Origin of the sequence: Streptomyces dengpaensis (assembly GCF_002946835.1) — a bacterium.
GTDB lineage: Bacteria > Actinomycetota > Actinomycetes > Streptomycetales > Streptomycetaceae > Streptomyces > Streptomyces dengpaensis.
The window spans coordinates 5,539,006-5,555,680 of sequence record NZ_CP026652.1 but is presented as its reverse complement, the minus strand read 5'-3'; the positions used below and the strand labels follow the sequence as shown (position 1 = coordinate 5,555,680).

Below are 16,675 nucleotides of genomic sequence, written 5' to 3'. Positions count from 1 at the left end.
CGGCTCCGCGCGGGCGGCCCCCGGATCACCCACCGGGTCTCACGGCCACGGGTTCAGCCCTTCCTGCCGCCGTTGCGCATACCCCGGCGTCGGGTCCAGGTACACCCGGGTCACCGCCGGGTACGCGGCCCGCAGCCGCTGTTCGGCCTGTTCGCAGGCCCACTCGACCTGCGCCGCGGTCGACACGTCCCTGAAGTCGATCTTCGCCGCGACCAGCGCCTTGTGCGGGCCCTGCACCAGCGTCGTCAGCTGCAGTACGGCCTCCACGTGCTCCACGGCCAGCAGTTCGGCCCGGATCCCGTCCCGCGTGGGCTTGGGGAGGGGACGGCCGATGAGCAGGTCCGCGTTGGCGCGGCCGAGGACCCAGGCGACGTACAGGAGCAGGAGGCCGATGCACAGCGCGGCGATGCCGTCCCAGACGCCCGAGCCGGTGAGCTGGCCGGCCAGCAGGCCGCCCGCGGCGAGCAGCAGGCCCACCAGCGCGGCCGAGTCCTCCATGACGACGGCCTTGAGCGCGGTGTCGGGGGTGCGGCGGAGATAGCGCTCGAGAGGTGCACCGGTGCGCTTCGCTTCCTCTCGCGCCTGGCGCATGCCGGTCCTCAGGGAGTAGCCCTCCAGGACGAAGGCGACGGCGAGCACGATGTACGAGATGAGGGGGTTGCCGAGTTCCTCGCCCATGACCAGGGTGTGGATACCGTCGTACAGGGAGAACACCGCGCCGCCCACGAACGTCGCCACCGCCGCCAGCATCGCCCAGATGTAGCGTTCCGGGCCGTAGCCCAGCGGATGGTCCTCGTCCGCCGGTTTGTCGCTGCGCTTGAGCGCGGTGAGCAGCAGTACCTCGGTGACGGTGTCGGCGACGGAGTGCGCGGCCTCGGACAGCATCGCGCTGGACCCGCTGATGACGCCGGCGACCGCCTTGGCGACCGCGATGCCGAGATTGGCGACGGCGGCGACGATCACCGTGAAGATGCTCCCGCCGCCGCCGTCCTGCGCGTTTTCGGTCATGCCTCAGTCTTACCGAGGGGCGCGGACCACGCCTTCCTGGATCACCGAGATGGCGAGCCGTCCGTCCTGCGTGTAGATGCGGGCCTGGCCGAGGCCGCGGCCGCCGTACGCGGACGGCGACTCCTGGTCGTACAGCAGCCATTCGTCGGCCCGGAACGGGCGGTGGAACCACATCGCGTGGTCCAGGGAGGCCCCGACGACGTCGCCGACGGCCCAGCCGCCGCGGCCGTGCGCGAGCAGGACGGAGTCGAGGAGCGTCATGTCGGAGACGTAGGTGGCGAGCACGACGTGCAGGAGGGGGTCGTCGGAGAGTTTGCCGTTGGTGCGGAACCACACCTGGGAGTGCGGTTCGCGCGGCTCGCCGAACCTGCCGTACGGCGGCTCGTCGACGTACCGCAGGTCGACGGCCTCGCGGGCCTCCAGGAACTTGTCCACGACGTGGTGGTCGAGGTGGTCGTACCCGCTCAACCGCTCCTCGGACGTGGGCAGCGTGGCCGGGTCCGGGGAGGCCGGCATCGGGACCTGGTGGTCGAAGCCTTCCTCGTACTTCTGGAAGGACGCGGACAGGGCGAAGATCGGCTGCCCGTGCTGGACCGCGACGACGCGGCGGGTGGTGAAGGAACGGCCGTCGTTCATGCGGTCGACGGTGTAGACGATGGGCGCGCCGGGGTCGCCGATGCGCAGGAAGTACGCGTGGAGGGAATGGGCGAGACGGTCCTCGGGAACCGTCCGCCCAGCGGCGACGAGCGCCTGGGCCGCGACCTGTCCGCCGAAGACGCGTGGGACGACGGCGGACCGGGACTGGCCGCGGAAGATGTTCTCCTCGATCTGCTCAAGGTCGAGCAGATCGAGGAGACCTTGAAGTGCCTTACTCATGGGATGAGTCTCCCAGCCTCGTGTTACGCCAGGCCGCCGAATGTTACCCACGAGTAGACATCTGGTTGAAAATCACACGACGGGGCGACGTCGTCCGACGTCCTACAGGCCCATGTCCTTGGCGATGATCGACTTCATGATCTCGCTGGTGCCGCCGTAGATGCGGTTGACGCGGTTGTCCGCGTACAGGCGGGCGATCGGGTACTCGTTCATGAAGCCGTAGCCGCCGTGCAGCTGGAGGCAGCGGTCGATGACGCGGTGCGCGACCTCGGTGCAGAACAGCTTGGCGCTGGCGGCCTCGGCGGGCGTCAGCTCGCCCTTGTCCAGGGCCTCCAGGGCGCGGTCGGCGACGGCCTGCGCGGCGTCCACCTCGGCCTGGCAGGCGGCCAGCTCGAACTTGGTGTTCTGGAAGTGGGCGACCGGCTTGCCGAAGACGGTGCGCTCCTGCACGTACTCCTTGGCGAACCGGACGGCCGCCGCGGCCTGCGCGTACGCGCCGAAGGCGATGCCCCAGCGCTCGGAGGCCAGGTTGTGGCCGAGGTAGGAGAAGCCCTTGTTCTCCTCGCCGAGGAGGTCCTCGACCGGGACCTTGACGTCGACGAACGCCAGCTCGGCGGTGTCGGAGGTCTTCAGGCCGAGCTTGTCCAGCTTGCGGCCGACGGAGTAGCCCTCGGACCTGGTGTCCACGGCGAAGAGGGAGATGCCGAAGCGGCGGTCCTCGGCGGTGGGCGCGGAGGTGCGGGCGCAGACGATCACGCGGTCGGCGTGGACGCCACCCGTGATGAAGGTCTTGGCGCCGTTGAGGACATAGTGCGTGCCGTCCTCGGAGAGCTTGGCGGTGGTCTTCATGCCCGCGAGGTCGGAGCCGGTGCCCGGCTCGGTCATCGCGAGGGCCCACATCTCCTCACCGGAGACGAACTTCGGCAGGAACCGCTTCTTCTGCTCGTCGCTGGCGAGCATCTTGATGTACGGCAGGCCGAGCAGCACGTGCACGCCGGAGCCGCCGAAGTGGACGCCCGCGCGGGCGGTCTCCTCGTACATCACGGCTTCGAACTTGTACGAGTCGATGCCGGCGCCGCCGAACTCCTCGTCGACGCGGATGCCGAAGACACCGAGCTCGGCGAGCTTGTAGTAGAAGTCGCGCGGCGCTTGGCCGGCGGCGAACCACTCGTCGTAGACGGGAACGACCTCGGCCTCGATGAAGGCCCGCAGGGTCTCCCGGAACGCCTCGTGGTCCTCGTTGAACACAGTACGGCGCACTACCGCCACCGCCCCTTCCCTGCGGCTGATCCGCCGCCGCTCTCGCGTACCTGGTTGCTCGCCGCCCGGGTTCCTCAATTGATGGTTGCGGACCCATGGCTAAGCGCTTGCTCAGGTATCACGTTACCGGCCGGTCACTACGGCCGTCCAGAGGCATCAGGCCGGCGAGACGCTCATCACTCCCCAGCCGCCGCGAAAGCCCCCCGCGCCATCCGGTGCAGGAGCGCGGCGGTCCCCGCACGCCCCGGCAGCGAGCCCGGCCGCCCCAGGTGCGGCGTCGAGTTCAGCAGCCCGAAGACCGAGTGCACGGCGGAGCGGGCGGTGGGCTCCGCCAGCCCCGGATACACCTCGCGCACGACCTCCACCCACAGCTCGACGTACTGCCGCTGGAGCTGCCGTACGAGCTTGCGGTCACTGTCCCGGAGGCGGTCCAGCTCGCGGTCGTGCAGGGTGATCAGGGGGCGGTCGTCGAGTGCGAAGTCGATGTGCCCCTCGATGAGCGAGTCGAGGAGCGTCTCGGGGTTCCCGTCGGCCTCCGCCACCCGGCGCTTGCCGCCCGTGAGCAGTTGCCCGCTGATCCCCACCAGTAGCTCGGCGAGCATCGCGTCCTTGCCGGCGAAGTGCCGGTAGAGACCGGGGCCGCTGATGCCGACGGCCGCTCCTATCTCATCCACTCCAACGCCGTGGAAGCCGCGCTCGGCGAAGAGCCGGGCGGCTTCCTTGAGGATCTGCTCGCGACGGGTGGGGGCGTCGGTTCTCGTGGCCATGGAAGCAATTCTAGACAGGGAGGTTAGCGGTCGTTAACCTGAAGGAAATGCGTTAACGCTCATTAACTGGTGGACCACTGGGTGAGGGGACCGCAGGATGCACGAGGCACCGGAGCTGACGAGCGCGGCAGACCCCGCGTCGGAGGCCTGGCGGGCCAACGAGGCGGCGCACCGCGCGCTGGGCGAGGAGCTGCGCCGCAAGCTGGCCACGGCCCGGCTCGGCGGCGGCGAGAAGGCCCGCGCCCGGCACACCGCGCGCGGCAAGCTGCTGCCGAGGGACCGTGTGGACACGCTCCTCGATCCCGGCTCGCCCTTCCTGGAGCTGGCGCCCCTCGCGGCCGACGGGATGTACGACGGGCAGGCACCGGCCGCCGGAGTGATCGCCGGGATCGGGCGGGTCAGCGGCCGCGAGTGCGTGATCGTCGCCAATGACGCCACCGTCAAGGGCGGCACGTACTACCCGATGACGGTGAAGAAGCACCTGCGCGCCCAGGAAGTGGCCCTCGAGAACCGCCTCCCCTGTGTGTACCTGGTCGACTCGGGCGGGGCCTTCCTGCCCATGCAGGACGAGGTCTTCCCCGACCGCGAGCACTTCGGGCGGATCTTCTACAACCAGGCGCGGATGTCGGGCGCCGGCATCCCGCAGATCGCGGCCGTGCTCGGTTCCTGCACGGCGGGCGGCGCGTATGTCCCGGCGATGAGCGACGAGGCCGTGATCGTGCGCAATCAGGGCACGATCTTCCTCGGCGGGCCGCCGCTGGTGAAGGCCGCCACAGGTGAGGTCGTGACCGCCGAGGAGCTGGGCGGCGGCGAGGTCCACGCGCGCGTGTCGGGCGTCACCGACCACCTCGCGGAGGACGACGCGCACGCGCTGCGGATCGTCCGGAACATCGCGGCCACGCTCCCCGCGCGCGGCCCGCTCCCCTGGTCCATGGAGCCGTCCGCCGAGCCGAAGGTGGACCCGTACGGGCTGTACGGCGCGGTGCCGGTCGACTCCCGCACCCCCTATGACGTACGCGAGGTCATCGCGCGCGTGGTCGACGGTTCGCGGTTCGCCGAGTTCAAGGCGGAGTTCGGGCAGACGCTGGTGACGGGCTTCGCCCGGATCCACGGCCACCCGGTCGGGATCGTCGCCAACAACGGCATCCTGTTCTCCGAATCGGCCCAGAAGGGCGCCCACTTCATCGAGCTGTGCGACCAGCGCGGCATCCCGCTGCTGTTCCTGCAGAACATCTCGGGGTTCATGGTGGGCCGCCAGTACGAGGCCGGGGGCATCGCCAAGCACGGCGCCAAGATGGTGACAGCGGTCGCCTGCACGAGGGTCCCGAAGCTGACGGTCGTGATCGGCGGCTCGTACGGCGCGGGCAACTACTCGATGTGCGGCCGGGCGTACGGACCGCGCTTCCTGTGGATGTGGCCCAACGCCAAGATCTCCGTGATGGGCGGCGAGCAGGCCGCGTCGGTCCTCGCGACCGTCAAGCGCGACCAGTTGGAGGCGCGCGGGGAATCCTGGCCCGCCGAGGACGAGGAAGCCTTCAAGGACCCGATCCGTGCGCAGTACGAGCGCCAGGGGAACGCCTACTACGCGACGGCCCGGCTCTGGGACGACGGTGTGATCGACCCGATGGAGACCCGGCAGGTGCTGGGACTCGCCTTGACCGCGTGCGCCAACGCCCCGCTGGGTGACCCCCAGTTCGGCGTCTTCCGGATGTGAGGGTGGGAATGTTCGAGACAGTCCTTGTGGCCAACCGGGGCGAGATCGCCGTACGGGTCATCCGCACCCTGCGGTCGCTCGGCGTGCGCTCGGTGGCCGTCTTCTCCGACGCGGACGCCGACGCCCGGCACGTCCGCGAGGCGGACACGGCGGTACGGATCGGTCCGGCGCCGGCGGCCGAGAGCTATCTGTCCGTGGAGCGGCTCCTTGAGGCGGCGGCGCGGACGGGCGCGCAGGCCGTGCACCCCGGGTACGGCTTCCTCGCGGAGAACGCGTCCTTCGCGCGCGCGTGCGCCGACGCGGGGCTGGTCTTCATCGGACCGCCCGCGGAGGCGATCGACCTCATGGGCGACAAGATCCGCGCCAAGGAGACGGTGAAGGCGGCCGGGGTGCCGGTCGTTCCCGGCTCGTCCGGCAGCGGCCTGACGGACGCGGAGCTGGCCGACGCCGCCCGCGAGATCGGCATGCCGGTGCTGCTGAAGCCCAGCGCGGGCGGCGGCGGCAAGGGCATGCGACTGGTGCGGGACGCCTCGATACTGGCCGACGAGATCGCCGCCGCCCGCCGCGAGGCCCGCGCCTCCTTCGGCGACGACACCCTGCTCGTCGAGTGCTGGATCGACCGCCCCCGCCACATCGAGATCCAGGTCCTGGCGGACGGCCACGGCACGGTCGTGCACCTGGGCGAACGCGAGTGCTCCCTCCAGCGCCGCCACCAGAAGATCATCGAGGAGGCGCCGAGCGTGCTCCTCGACGCCGGCACCCGCGCCGCGATGGGCGAGGCGGCGGTCCAGGCGGCCCGCTCCTGCGGCTACGAGGGCGCGGGCACGGTGGAGTTCATCGTGCCGGGCGGTGACCCGTCGTCGTACTACTTCATGGAGATGAACACCCGCCTCCAGGTCGAGCACCCGGTCACCGAGCTGATCACGGGTCTCGACCTGGTGGAGTGGCAGCTGCGGGTGGCGGCGGGCGAGCATCTGCCGTACGAGCAGCGGGACATCACGCTCACCGGGCACGCGGTGGAGGCGCGCATCTGCGCGGAGACCGTGTCCATTAAAGCGGGCGCGCGCGGGTTCCTCCCGTCCGGCGGGACGGTGCTCGCACTGCACGAGCCCCAGGGCGACGGCGTCCGCACCGACTCGGGGCTGAGCGAGGGCACGGAGGTCGGTTCGCTGTACGACCCGATGCTGTCCAAGGTCATCGCGTACGGGCCCGACCGCGCGACCGCGCTGCGCAAGCTCCGGGCGGCCCTCGCGGAGACGGTGACGCTGGGGGTGCCCACGAACGCGGGGTTCCTGCGGCGGCTGCTGGCCCATCCGGCCGTGGAGGCGGGGGACTTGGACACGGGACTGGTGGAGCGGGAGGCCGACGCGCTGGTCCCGGACGGCGTACCGGACGAGGTGTACGCGGCGGCAGCGATGCTGCGCCACGCCGCCCTCCGCCCGAAGGGCTCCTCCATCTGGGTCGATCCGTTCTCCGTACCGGACGGCTGGCGCCTGGGCGGCGAACCCGCCTGGACACCCCACCACCTGCAGGTGCCGGGGCACGATCCGGTGACCGTCCGCGTGCGCGGCACGGCGGGCGGCGGCGTCGAGCTGCTGCGTGACGGCCAGGAGACTCCGCTCCAGGGGGCAGCGGGCCCGGACGCCGGAGCGAAGACCCGGTTCACGTTCCGGCTCGACGGTGTCGCCCACACCTTCGCCGCCCTGCCGGCAGGCACATGGCTGGGCCGCGACGGCGACGCCTGGCACGTGCGCGACCACGACCCCGTGGCCGCGTCCCTCGGCGGCGCCGCCCATGCCGGGGCCGACTCGCTCACCGCACCCATGCCCGGCACGGTGACCGTCGTGAAGGTCGCCGTGGGCGACGACGTGACCGCCGGGCAGAGCCTGCTGGTGGTCGAGGCGATGAAGATGGAGCACGTCATCTCCGCGCCGCACGCCGGGACCGTCAGCGAGCTGGATGTCACGCCGGGCACGACGGTCGCCATGGACCAGGTGCTGGCCGTGATCGCACCGCACGAGGAGGCGGAATGACCGTTCAGGGACTGCCCATGGTCGTACCGGCCTCGGATCTGCCCCAGCGGGTGAGGATCTACGAGGTCGGCGCGCGCGACGGGCTGCAGAACGAGAAGGCGACCGTGCCGACCGAGGTCAAGGCGGAGTTCATCCGGCGCCTGGCCGACGCGGGCCTGACCACCGTCGAGGCCACCAGCTTCGTCCGCCCGGAGTGGGTGCCCCAACTGGCGGACGCGGAGGACCTGTTCCCGCGCGTACGGGACCTGAAGGGCGTGCATCTGCCCGTGCTCGTACCGAACGGGCGGGGTCTCGACCGCGCGCTCGCCCTCGGCGCCACGCACATCGCCGTCTTCGCCAGCGCGACCGAGTCCTTCGCCAAGGCCAACCTCAACCGGACGGTGGACGAGTCGCTGGCCGTGTTCGAGCCCGTCGTGGCCCGCGCCAAGGACAAGGGCCAGCAGGTGCGCGGCTACGTCTCCATGGCCTTCGGCGACCCCTGGGAGGGCGACGTCCCCATCCACCAGGTCGTCCGCGTCTGCACGGCGCTGCGGGACATGGGCTGCGACGAGCTGAGCCTCGGCGACACCATCGGGGTGGCCACCCCGGGCCATGTGCTCGAACTCCTCTCCATGCTCAATGAGGAGGGCGTGCCGACGAACGTCATCGGTGTGCACTTCCACGACACCTACGGCCAGGCGCTCGCCAACACCTACGCGGCGCTGGAACACGGCGTCACGACCATCGACGCCTCCGCCGGCGGCCTCGGCGGCTGCCCGTACGCGAAGTCCGCGACCGGCAACCTCGCCACCGAGGACCTCGTCTGGATGCTCCAGGGCCTCGGTATCGACACCGGGGTCGACCTCGGCCGTCTCACCGCCACCAGCGTGTGGATGGCCGAACAACTGGGCCGGCCCAGCCCGTCCCGCACCGTCCGAGCCCTCTCCCACAAGGAGCAGTGATCAACGATGGACCACCGTCTGTCCCCCGAGCTGGAAGAACTCCGCCGTACCGTCGAGGAGTTCGCGCACGACGTCGTGGCGCCGAAGATCGGCGACTTCTACGAGCGGCACGAGTTCCCGTACGAGATCGTGCGGGAGATGGGCCGCATGGGCCTGTTCGGCCTGCCGTTCCCGGAGGAGTACGGCGGCATGGGCGGCGACTATCTGGCGCTGGGCATCGCACTGGAGGAGCTGGCCCGGGTCGACTCGTCGGTGGCGATCACCCTGGAGGCCGGCGTCTCCCTGGGGGCGATGCCGATCCACCTCTTCGGCACGGAGGCCCAGAGGCGGGAGTGGCTCCCCCGCCTGTGCTCCGGCGAGATCCTGGGCGCCTTCGGCCTGACCGAGCCGGACGGCGGCTCGGACGCGGGCGCGACCCGTACGACGGCCCGGCTGGACGCGTCGACGAACGAATGGGTGATCAACGGCACCAAGTGCTTCATCACCAACTCGGGCACGGACATCACGGAACTGGTGACGGTCACGGCGGTCACGGGCCGGGCGGCCGACGGCAAGCCGCAGATCTCCTCGATCATCGTCCCCTCGGGCACACCGGGCTTCACGGTCGCCGCCCCGTACTCGAAGGTCGGCTGGAACGCGTCGGACACCCGTGAGCTGTCCTTCTCCGACGTGCGCGTACCCGCCACGAACCTGCTCGGCGAGGAGGGTCGCGGCTATGCGCAGTTCCTGCGCATCCTGGACGAGGGCCGCATCGCCATCGCGGCGCTCGCGACGGGCCTGGCGCAGGGCTGCGTGGACGAGTCGGTGAAGTACGCGAAGGAGCGGCACGCCTTCGGCCGCCCGATCGGCGCGAACCAGGCCATCCAGTTCAAGATCGCCGACATGGAGATGAAGGCCCACACGGCCCGCCTCGCCTGGCGCGACGCGGCCTCCCGCCTGGTCACCGGCGAACCCTTCAAGAAGGAAGCGGCCCTGGCGAAGCTCTACTCGTCGACGATCGCGGTCGACAACGCCCGCGACGCCACCCAGGTCCACGGCGGCTACGGCTTCATGAACGAGTACCCGGTGGCCCGCATGTGGCGCGACTCCAAGATCCTGGAGATCGGGGAGGGCACGAGCGAGGTGCAGCGGATGCTGATCGCCCGGGAGTTGGGGCTGACGGGCTGACGAGCCGGACGCCGACCGAGGCCTCCACCCGGACCGCCGTGGTGACCTCCACCCCGACCGCCGTGGTGGAGGCCTCGGTGAGGCAGTACACGGCCTGACCGGCTCAAGCGGTCAGCCACGCGCAAGTGAAGGCGTGAAGGCGAAATAGAGAGACATAGTCACCTGGTCCGGCGCCGGCAGGAGCCTGGTGCGACGACCGGGGGTTCCTATGGTCGTCTAGGGTGTTCACATGTTGCTACGACGCATCTCCATATCCGTCGGGCCCAGCAGACTCAACGGCCTGTCGACGAAGGCCGCTGAGCTTCCGCATGCCGGCGGAGGGTGCCGGTGAACAGGCCGCTGAGGGCCGCAGCGATCTTCTGTGGGCTCCTGATGCTCGCCCTGCTGCTGCGTGCGAACTGGCTGCAGTTCGTCAAGGCCCCGGAACTCGCGACGGATCAGGAGAACCGACGGGTTCAGATCGAGCAGTTCGCCACGCCCCGTGGGGACATCATCGTCGGTGGCCGGGCCGTCACCGGATCCACCGAAACGTCGGGCACGGACCTCAAGTTCAAGCGCACCTACCTCAACGGGCCCATGTACGCGCCCGTCACGGGATACGCGTCGCAGGCGCAGGGCATGACGCTGCTGGAGCGGACGTACGACGGGATCCTGACGGGACAGGACGACCGGCTGGCCTTCCAGCGGTTCGCCGACGTCGTCACCGGCGACGGCCGGCGCGCCGGTTCGGTGGTCACGACCATCGAACCGAAGGCGCAGAAGGCCGCCTACGACGGGCTGACCGATCTGAAGGGCGCGCGGGGGGCCGTGGTCGCCCTGGACCCGCAGACCGGGAAGGTGCTGGCCTTGGTGTCGGCGCCCTCCTACAACCCGTCGGTATTCGCGGGCAGTACGTTCAAGGAGTCCGACAAGTTCGTCGCGCTCGGCAAGGACAAGAGCAAGCCGCTGGCCAACCGCGCCCTGCGGGAGACCTACCCTCCCGGCTCCACGTTCAAGATCCTCACCGCGGCGGCGTCGCTGGAGCACGGCGTCGTCACCGACGTCGACGCCCGCTCGGACGCCGTCTCCCCCTACCCCCTGCCGCAGTCCACGAACAAGATCGGCAGCCAGGCGGGCGACGCCGTGTGCAACAAGGCGTCGATGAAGACCGCGATGCAGTACTCGTGCAACAACGTCTTCCTCGACGCCGCGGCCAAACTGGGCCAGGACAAGCTGCGCGAGACGGCCGAGAAGTTCGGCTTCAACAAGGACGTCTACTCCGAGGAGTTCGGCGACCTGCTCGCCACCAAGAGCCTCTACCCGGAGAACCTCGACAAGCCGGGTACCGCGCTCACCGGTATGGGACAGGGCAGCCTCACCAGTACACCGATGCAGATGGCCATGGTCACCGCGGCCCTGGCCAACGACGGCAAGCTGATGCAGCCGTACATCGTCGACGAGGTCCGCGGCCCGGACCTCGGCACCCTGGAGAAGACCCAGCCCGCGGTGATGAGCCAGGCGGTCTCCCCCGAAACCGCTCAAAAGGTCCAGCAGATGATGGAGTTCACCGCCAAGGAGGGCAGCGCCCAGCGCGCGCAGATCGACGGCATCACGGTCGGCGGCAAGACCGGCACCGCCCAGCGTGGTGCCAACGTGGCCGACGAGGTGCCGTACGGCTGGTTCGTCTCCTACGGAAAGAACCCGGACGGCGCCTCCGTCGCGGTGGCCGTCTTCATCGACCCGACCGACATGGACATCTCCCGGGAGGACATCTCCGGAGGCCGTCTCGGAGCACCCATCGCACGCAGCGTCATGCAGGCGGTCCTGCAACGCTGAAGCACGCAACACCCGCGGGACACCATGCCGCCGGCCCAGCGTCTTTGGGCCGGCGGCATGACTGTGCGGCGCGCGAGAGAGGAGACGGGCCCCACCGGACCCAGCCCTCGAAGCGGGCGGCGCGCGGGGCACCCTCTGGACATCAGCTGAGGTTAGGCTAACCTACCTTCGAACATTGTCCGGCGGGCGCTCCGCCCCGTTCGAAAGCAGCCCTCTCATGCCCAACGCCCGTGCCACCCACCCCACCCGCCGCGGCATCCTCGCCGCGGGCGGCGCCCTCGGCCTCGGAGCCGTGCTCGCGGCCTGCGGCGGCGAAGACAAGAACAGCGGTGGCTCGGACGCGACGAACGCCGCCGCGAAGTCCGGCCCCTGGACCTTCAAGGACGACCGCGGTACGACGGTGAAGACGGACAAGGTCCCGGCGAACATCGTCGCGTTCAGCGGTGCCGCCGCCGCGCTCTACGACTACGGCATCGAGGTCAAGGGCGTCTTCGGCCCGACCGAGACCAAGGACGGCAAGGCCGATGTCCAGGCCGGCGACATGGACATCAGCAAGGTGACGATCCTCGGCAACGAGTGGGGCCAGTTCAACATCGAGAAGTACGCGGGCCTCGCCCCCGACGTGCTGATCTCGACGATGTACGACGACGCGGGCACCCTCTGGTACGTCCCCGAGGAGTCCAAGGCCAAGATCCTGAAGCTCGCCCCGAGCGTCGGCATCTCCGTCTACGACGTGCAGATGCCCAAGTCGCTGGAGCGCATGCTGGCGCTCGCCGAGTCGCTCGGCGCCGATGTGAAGTCCGCGAAGACCGTCGAGGCGAAGAAGAATTTCGAGGCTGCCGCCGGGCGGCTGCGCAAGGCCGCCAAGGCCCGCCCCGAGATCAAGGTCCTCGCCGGTTCGGCGAGCCAGGACATCTTCTACGTCTCCGGCTCGAACCTCTCCATCGACCTGGAGTACTTCAAGGCGCTCGGCGTGAACATCGTCGAGCCGTCGGCCAAGGCCCTCAAGGCCAGCGGCGGCTGGTTCGAGAACCTGAGCTGGGAGAACGTCGACCAGTACCCGGCGGACATCATCATCATGGACGACCGCACCTCGACCATCCAGCCGGCCGACATCACCGAGGCCACCTGGAAGAAGCTGCCCGCCGTCAAGGCCGGCCAGGTCATCGCGCGCACGCCCGAGCCGATCCTGTCCTACGACAAGTGCACCCCGATCCTCGACAACCTCGCCGAGGCCATCGAGAACGCCAAGAAGGTCGCCTGACACCCCCTGCCGTGATCCCCTGACGATGACTCAGGAGCACTTATGACGACGGCCGTAGCCGCCCCGTTCCGTTTCTTCTCCCTCCAGGTCGTACGGACGAGGCGGCTCGGCCCGTCTCTGGCCCGGGTGACCTTCGCCGGGCCCGACCTGAGCGCGTTCCACTCCGACGGACGCGACCAGAGCCTCTCCCTGTTCCTGCCGCACCCGGGCCAGAGGGAGCCGGCCGTCCCTATCGAACTGGGCGACGGCTGGTGGCAGGCCTGGCGCGAACTCCCGGACGATGTACGGGCGGTGATGCGCTCGTACACCCTGCGTGCGCTGCGGCGGAACGCCCAGGGCCTGACCGACGAGATCGACATCGACTTCGTGCTGCACGGCGTCGAGCCGGGCGCCGCGACGCCCGCGGGCCCCGCGTCCCTGTGGGCGTCCCGGGCGACCCCGGGCGACCGTGTCGTCCTGCTCGGCCCGGCGGTCGAGGACAACCGGGCGATCCGTTTCCGTCCGCCCGAGGACACCGACCTCATCGTGATCTGGGGCGACGACACCGCCGTACCCGCCGCCTCCGCCATCCTCGAATCGCTGCCCGTGAACGTCCGCGTCCGCGCCTGGCTCGAGGTCCATCACGCCGGTGACATCCAGGACTTGGCGACCCCGGCCGACGCCGAGATCACCTGGCTCGTACGGGACGAGGGGTCCCCCATGGCCCTCGATGCCGTACGGGCCGCCCAACTCCCGCCCGCCGAAGCGCCGTACGCCTGGATCGCGGGCGAGTCCGGCCAGGTGAAGGAGTTGCGCCGGCATCTCGTGCGCGAGCGCGGGATCGACCGCAGGAGGGTCACCTTCGTGGGCTACTGGCGGCGCGGGCTGACGGAGGAACAACTGCGCGAGCAGGGCGAATAGTTCGAGTGATTCGAAGGCCAGGAGCGCCTCCGCATCGATCCGACAGAGGCGTAGGTCACTGAAGACACACGCTGGGCGAGGTCGAGATCAAACTTAGGCTAGGCTAACCTAAGTCACACATCGCGACTCCGCCCTCTCTCGTCCCGCTCGGACTCTCCCGCACGGAGGACCCCCACATGCGCTCGCACCTGCTCAATGACACGACCGCGGAGCGGTACCGCCGCTTCGTGACCGAAGGAGTCGAGCGGGTGGCGGCCAAACTCGCCACCACCAAGGGCCCGTTCACGGGTGTCACGGTCGACGCCCTCACTCCCCGCATCGAGCAGATCGACCTGGACCGCCCGCTGCACGACACGACCGCGGTCCTCGACGAACTGGAGGAGGTCTACCTCCGGGACGCGGTCTACTTCCACCATCCGCGCTACCTCGCCCACCTCAACTGCCCGGTCGTCATCCCGGCCGTGCTCGGCGAGGCCGTCCTCTCGGCCGTCAACTCCTCCCTGGACACCTGGGACCAGTCGGCGGGCGGCACCCTCATCGAGCGCAAGCTCATCGACTGGACGAACGAGCGCGTCGGCCTCGGCCCGACCGCCGACGGCGTGTTCACCAGCGGCGGCAGCCAGTCCAACCTCCAGGCGCTGCTCCTTGCCCGCGAGGAGGCCAAGCCGGGGCGGGCAGACTGGGAGACCACCGCGCGGGACACCGGGGACAGCCTCGCCAGACTGCGTATCTTCGCCTCCGAGGTCAGCCACTTCAGCGTCAAGAAGTCGGCCAAACTCCTCGGCCTGAGCGCGGACTCCGTCGTCTCGGTCCCCGTCGACCACGACCAGCGCATCCAGACGGTCACGCTCGCCCACGAGCTGGAACGCTGCCGCCGCGACGGCCTCGTCCCCATGGCCGTCGTCGCCACCGCGGGCACCACCGACTTCGGCTCCATCGACCCGCTGCCCGAAATCGCCGAGCTGTGTGCCCAGTACGACACCTGGATGCACGTCGACGCGGCCTACGGCTGCGGACTCCTCGCCTCCCTCAAGTACCGCGACCGCATCGACGGCATCGAGCGCGCCGACTCCGTCACCGTCGACTACCACAAGTCCTTCTTCCAGCCGGTGAGTTCGTCCGCCGTGCTGGTCCGCGACGCCTCCACCCTGCGCCACGCCACCTACCACGCGGAGTACCTCAACCCGCGCCGCATGGTGCAGGAACGCATCCCCAACCAGGTCGACAAGTCCCTGCAGACCACCCGCCGCTTCGACGCCCTCAAGCTGTGGATGACGCTGCGCACGATGGGCGCCGACGGAATCGGCGAACTCTTCGACGCGGTCTGCGAGCTGGCGGAGGCAGGCTGGCAGCGCCTCGCGGCCGACCCGCGCTTCGACGTCGTCGTACGGCCCTCGCTGTCCACCCTCGTCTTCCGCTACATCCCGGCCGCCGTCACCGACCCGGCCGAGATCGACCGCGCCAACCTGTACGCCCGCAAGGCTCTGTTCGCCTCCGGTGACGCCGTAGTGGCGGGCACCAAGGCCGGCGGCAGGCACTACCTGAAGTTCACCCTGCTCAACCCCGAGACCACGGTGGACGACATCACCGCCGTACTCGATCTGATCGCCGGCCATGCCGAGCAGTACCTGGGAGACTCCCTTGACCGCGCTTCCTGAAGCCATGGATAAGACGTACGACTTCGTAGGGATCGGTCTCGGCCCCTTCAACCTCGGCCTCGCCTGCCTCACCGAGCCGATCGCCGAACTGGACGGCGTCTTCCTGGACTCGAAGCCCCACTTCGCGTGGCACGCGGGGATGTTCCTCGACGGCGCCCACCTCCAGACCCCGTTCATGTCGGACCTGGTCACCTTCGCCGACCCCACGTCCCCGTACTCCTTCCTCAACTACCTCAAGGACCAGGGGCGGTTGTACTCGTTCTACATCCGCGAGAACTTCTATCCGCTGCGCGTCGAGTACGACGACTACTGCCGCTGGGCCGCGGACAAGCTGAGCAACGTCCGCTTCAGCACGACGGTGACGGACGTGACGTACGAGGACGACGTGTACGTCGTACGGACCGGGGCCGGCGAGAGCTTCCGAGCCCGTCACCTGGTCCTCGGCACGGGCACCCCGCCCTACATCCCCGAGGCCTGCTCGGGCCTGGGCGGCGACTTCATCCACAACTCCCGTTACCTGCAGCACAAAGAGGAGCTGCGGAAGAAGGAGTCGATCACGCTGGTCGGCAGCGGCCAGTCCGCCGCCGAGATCTACTACGACCTGCTCAGCGAGATCGACGTCAACGGCTACCAGCTGAACTGGGTCACGCGCTCCCCGCGGTTCTTCCCCCTCGAGTACACCAAGCTCACGCTGGAGATGACCTCCCCGGAGTACATCGACTACTTCCACGCGCTGCCGGAGAAGACCCGCCACCGCCTCACGGCCGAGCAGAAGGGCCTGTTCAAGGGCATCGACGGCGACCTGATCAACGAGATCTTCGACCTGCTGTACCAGAAGAACCTCGGCGGCCCGGTCCCCACCCGGCTCCTCACCAACTCCTCGCTGAACAGCGCGCGGTACGACAACGGCACGTACACCCTGTCCTTCCGGCAGGAGGAGCAGGAGAAGGACTACGAGGTCGAGTCGCAAGGCCTGATCCTGGCCACCGGCTACAAGTACGCCGAGCCGGAGTTCCTGAAGCCCGTACGCGACCGGCTGCGCTACGACTCCCACGGCAGCTTCGACGTCGCCCGCAACTACGCGATCGACGTCACCGGGCGGGGCGTCTTCCTGCAGAACGCCGGCGTCCACACGCACAGCATCACCAGCCCCGACCTGGGCATGGGCGCGTACCGCAACAGCTACATCATCCGTGAGCTGCTCGGCACCGAGTACTACCCGGTCGAGAAGACGATCGCGTTCCAGGAGTTCGCCGTTTGACATTTCCCCGC

At 69.5% G+C, this 16,675-nt stretch carries 13 protein-coding genes; 9 read left to right on the top strand and 4 right to left on the bottom strand.

Translation table 11 applies throughout. The features are described 5' to 3' along the window. Nucleotides 1-39: 39 nt before the first annotated feature. The 4 genes from C4B68_RS25795 to C4B68_RS25780 form a co-directional block, all read right to left on the bottom strand. Complete coding sequence (locus C4B68_RS25795) at nucleotides 40-1,008, bottom strand: cation diffusion facilitator family transporter (RefSeq protein ID WP_099499418.1); 969 nt, start codon at nucleotides 1,006-1,008, stop codon at nucleotides 40-42. A gap of 9 nt (nucleotides 1,009-1,017) precedes the next feature. Next, nucleotides 1,018-1,884: an acyl-CoA thioesterase gene (locus tag C4B68_RS25790; protein ID WP_099499419.1), complete on the bottom strand. Its 867-nt coding sequence runs from the start codon at nucleotides 1,882-1,884 to the stop codon at nucleotides 1,018-1,020. A gap of 102 nt (nucleotides 1,885-1,986) precedes the next feature. Then, on the bottom strand, nucleotides 1,987-3,144 hold the full coding sequence (locus tag C4B68_RS25785) for an acyl-CoA dehydrogenase family protein (RefSeq protein ID WP_099499530.1): 1,158 nt from the start codon (nucleotides 3,142-3,144) through the stop codon (nucleotides 1,987-1,989). A gap of 176 nt (nucleotides 3,145-3,320) precedes the next feature. Next, nucleotides 3,321-3,911, bottom strand: a complete 591-nt coding sequence (locus C4B68_RS25780) for an SACE_7040 family transcriptional regulator (RefSeq protein ID WP_099499420.1) — start codon at nucleotides 3,909-3,911, stop codon at nucleotides 3,321-3,323. Between the two features lie 97 nt (nucleotides 3,912-4,008). Between C4B68_RS25780 and C4B68_RS25775 the strand changes: the two genes are divergently transcribed. The 9 genes from C4B68_RS25775 (at nucleotide 4,009) to C4B68_RS25735 (ending at nucleotide 16,664) form a co-directional block, all read left to right on the top strand. Further along, the gene (locus tag C4B68_RS25775; RefSeq protein ID WP_099499421.1) at nucleotides 4,009-5,625 is read left to right on the top strand and encodes a carboxyl transferase domain-containing protein; all 1,617 of its coding nucleotides are present in this window, start codon (nucleotides 4,009-4,011) and stop codon (nucleotides 5,623-5,625) included. Between the two features lie 8 nt (nucleotides 5,626-5,633). Next, the gene (locus tag C4B68_RS25770; RefSeq protein WP_099499422.1) at nucleotides 5,634-7,658 is read left to right on the top strand and encodes an ATP-binding protein; all 2,025 of its coding nucleotides are present in this window, start codon (nucleotides 5,634-5,636) and stop codon (nucleotides 7,656-7,658) included. Beyond that, nucleotides 7,655-8,599 carry a hydroxymethylglutaryl-CoA lyase gene (locus C4B68_RS25765; protein ID WP_099499423.1) on the top strand — a complete coding sequence of 315 codons (945 nt, stop codon included), beginning with the start codon at nucleotides 7,655-7,657 and terminating at the stop codon, nucleotides 8,597-8,599. Before C4B68_RS25770 ends, C4B68_RS25765 begins: the two co-directional genes overlap by 4 nt. Before the next feature lie 6 nt (nucleotides 8,600-8,605). Then, nucleotides 8,606-9,766, top strand: coding sequence for an acyl-CoA dehydrogenase family protein (locus C4B68_RS25760; RefSeq protein ID WP_099499424.1), 1,161 nt, complete (start codon nucleotides 8,606-8,608; stop codon nucleotides 9,764-9,766). A gap of 327 nt (nucleotides 9,767-10,093) precedes the next feature. Further along, nucleotides 10,094-11,581 (top strand): peptidoglycan D,D-transpeptidase FtsI family protein, encoded by a 1,488-nt coding sequence (locus tag C4B68_RS25755; protein ID WP_099499425.1) that lies wholly within the window; start codon nucleotides 10,094-10,096, stop codon nucleotides 11,579-11,581. Nucleotides 11,582-11,798: 217 nt separating this feature from the next. Next, nucleotides 11,799-12,845: an ABC transporter substrate-binding protein gene (locus C4B68_RS25750; protein WP_099499426.1), complete on the top strand. Its 1,047-nt coding sequence runs from the start codon at nucleotides 11,799-11,801 to the stop codon at nucleotides 12,843-12,845. A gap of 42 nt (nucleotides 12,846-12,887) precedes the next feature. Then, nucleotides 12,888-13,745 (top strand): siderophore-interacting protein, encoded by an 858-nt coding sequence (locus C4B68_RS25745; protein ID WP_099499427.1) that lies wholly within the window; start codon nucleotides 12,888-12,890, stop codon nucleotides 13,743-13,745. A 176-nt stretch (nucleotides 13,746-13,921) separates the two neighbouring features. After that, nucleotides 13,922-15,403, top strand: a complete 1,482-nt coding sequence (gene desA, locus C4B68_RS25740) for a lysine decarboxylase DesA (RefSeq protein WP_099499428.1) — start codon at nucleotides 13,922-13,924, stop codon at nucleotides 15,401-15,403. Beyond that, nucleotides 15,387-16,664, top strand: a complete 1,278-nt coding sequence (locus C4B68_RS25735; protein ID WP_373682174.1) for a lysine N(6)-hydroxylase/L-ornithine N(5)-oxygenase family protein — start codon at nucleotides 15,387-15,389, stop codon at nucleotides 16,662-16,664. Before desA ends, C4B68_RS25735 begins: the two co-directional genes overlap by 17 nt. The last annotated feature ends 11 nt before the right edge of the window (nucleotides 16,665-16,675 follow it).

Coding starts and splice junctions, on each gene's coding strand:
- C4B68_RS25795 (WP_099499418.1), bottom strand. CDS start 1,008: ATGACCGAAAACGCGCAGGACGGCGGCGGCGGGAGCATCTTCACGGTG.
- C4B68_RS25790 (WP_099499419.1), bottom strand. CDS start 1,884: ATGAGTAAGGCACTTCAAGGTCTCCTCGATCTGCTCGACCTTGAGCAG.
- C4B68_RS25780 (WP_099499420.1), bottom strand. CDS start 3,911: ATGGCCACGAGAACCGACGCCCCCACCCGTCGCGAGCAGATCCTCAAG.
- C4B68_RS25775 (WP_099499421.1), top strand. CDS start 4,009: ATGCACGAGGCACCGGAGCTGACGAGCGCGGCAGACCCCGCGTCGGAG.
- C4B68_RS25770 (WP_099499422.1), top strand. CDS start 5,634: ATGTTCGAGACAGTCCTTGTGGCCAACCGGGGCGAGATCGCCGTACGG.
- C4B68_RS25765 (WP_099499423.1), top strand. CDS start 7,655: ATGACCGTTCAGGGACTGCCCATGGTCGTACCGGCCTCGGATCTGCCC.
- C4B68_RS25760 (WP_099499424.1), top strand. CDS start 8,606: ATGGACCACCGTCTGTCCCCCGAGCTGGAAGAACTCCGCCGTACCGTC.
- C4B68_RS25750 (WP_099499426.1), top strand. CDS start 11,799: ATGCCCAACGCCCGTGCCACCCACCCCACCCGCCGCGGCATCCTCGCC.
- C4B68_RS25745 (WP_099499427.1), top strand. CDS start 12,888: ATGACGACGGCCGTAGCCGCCCCGTTCCGTTTCTTCTCCCTCCAGGTC.
- desA (WP_099499428.1), top strand. CDS start 13,922: ATGCGCTCGCACCTGCTCAATGACACGACCGCGGAGCGGTACCGCCGC.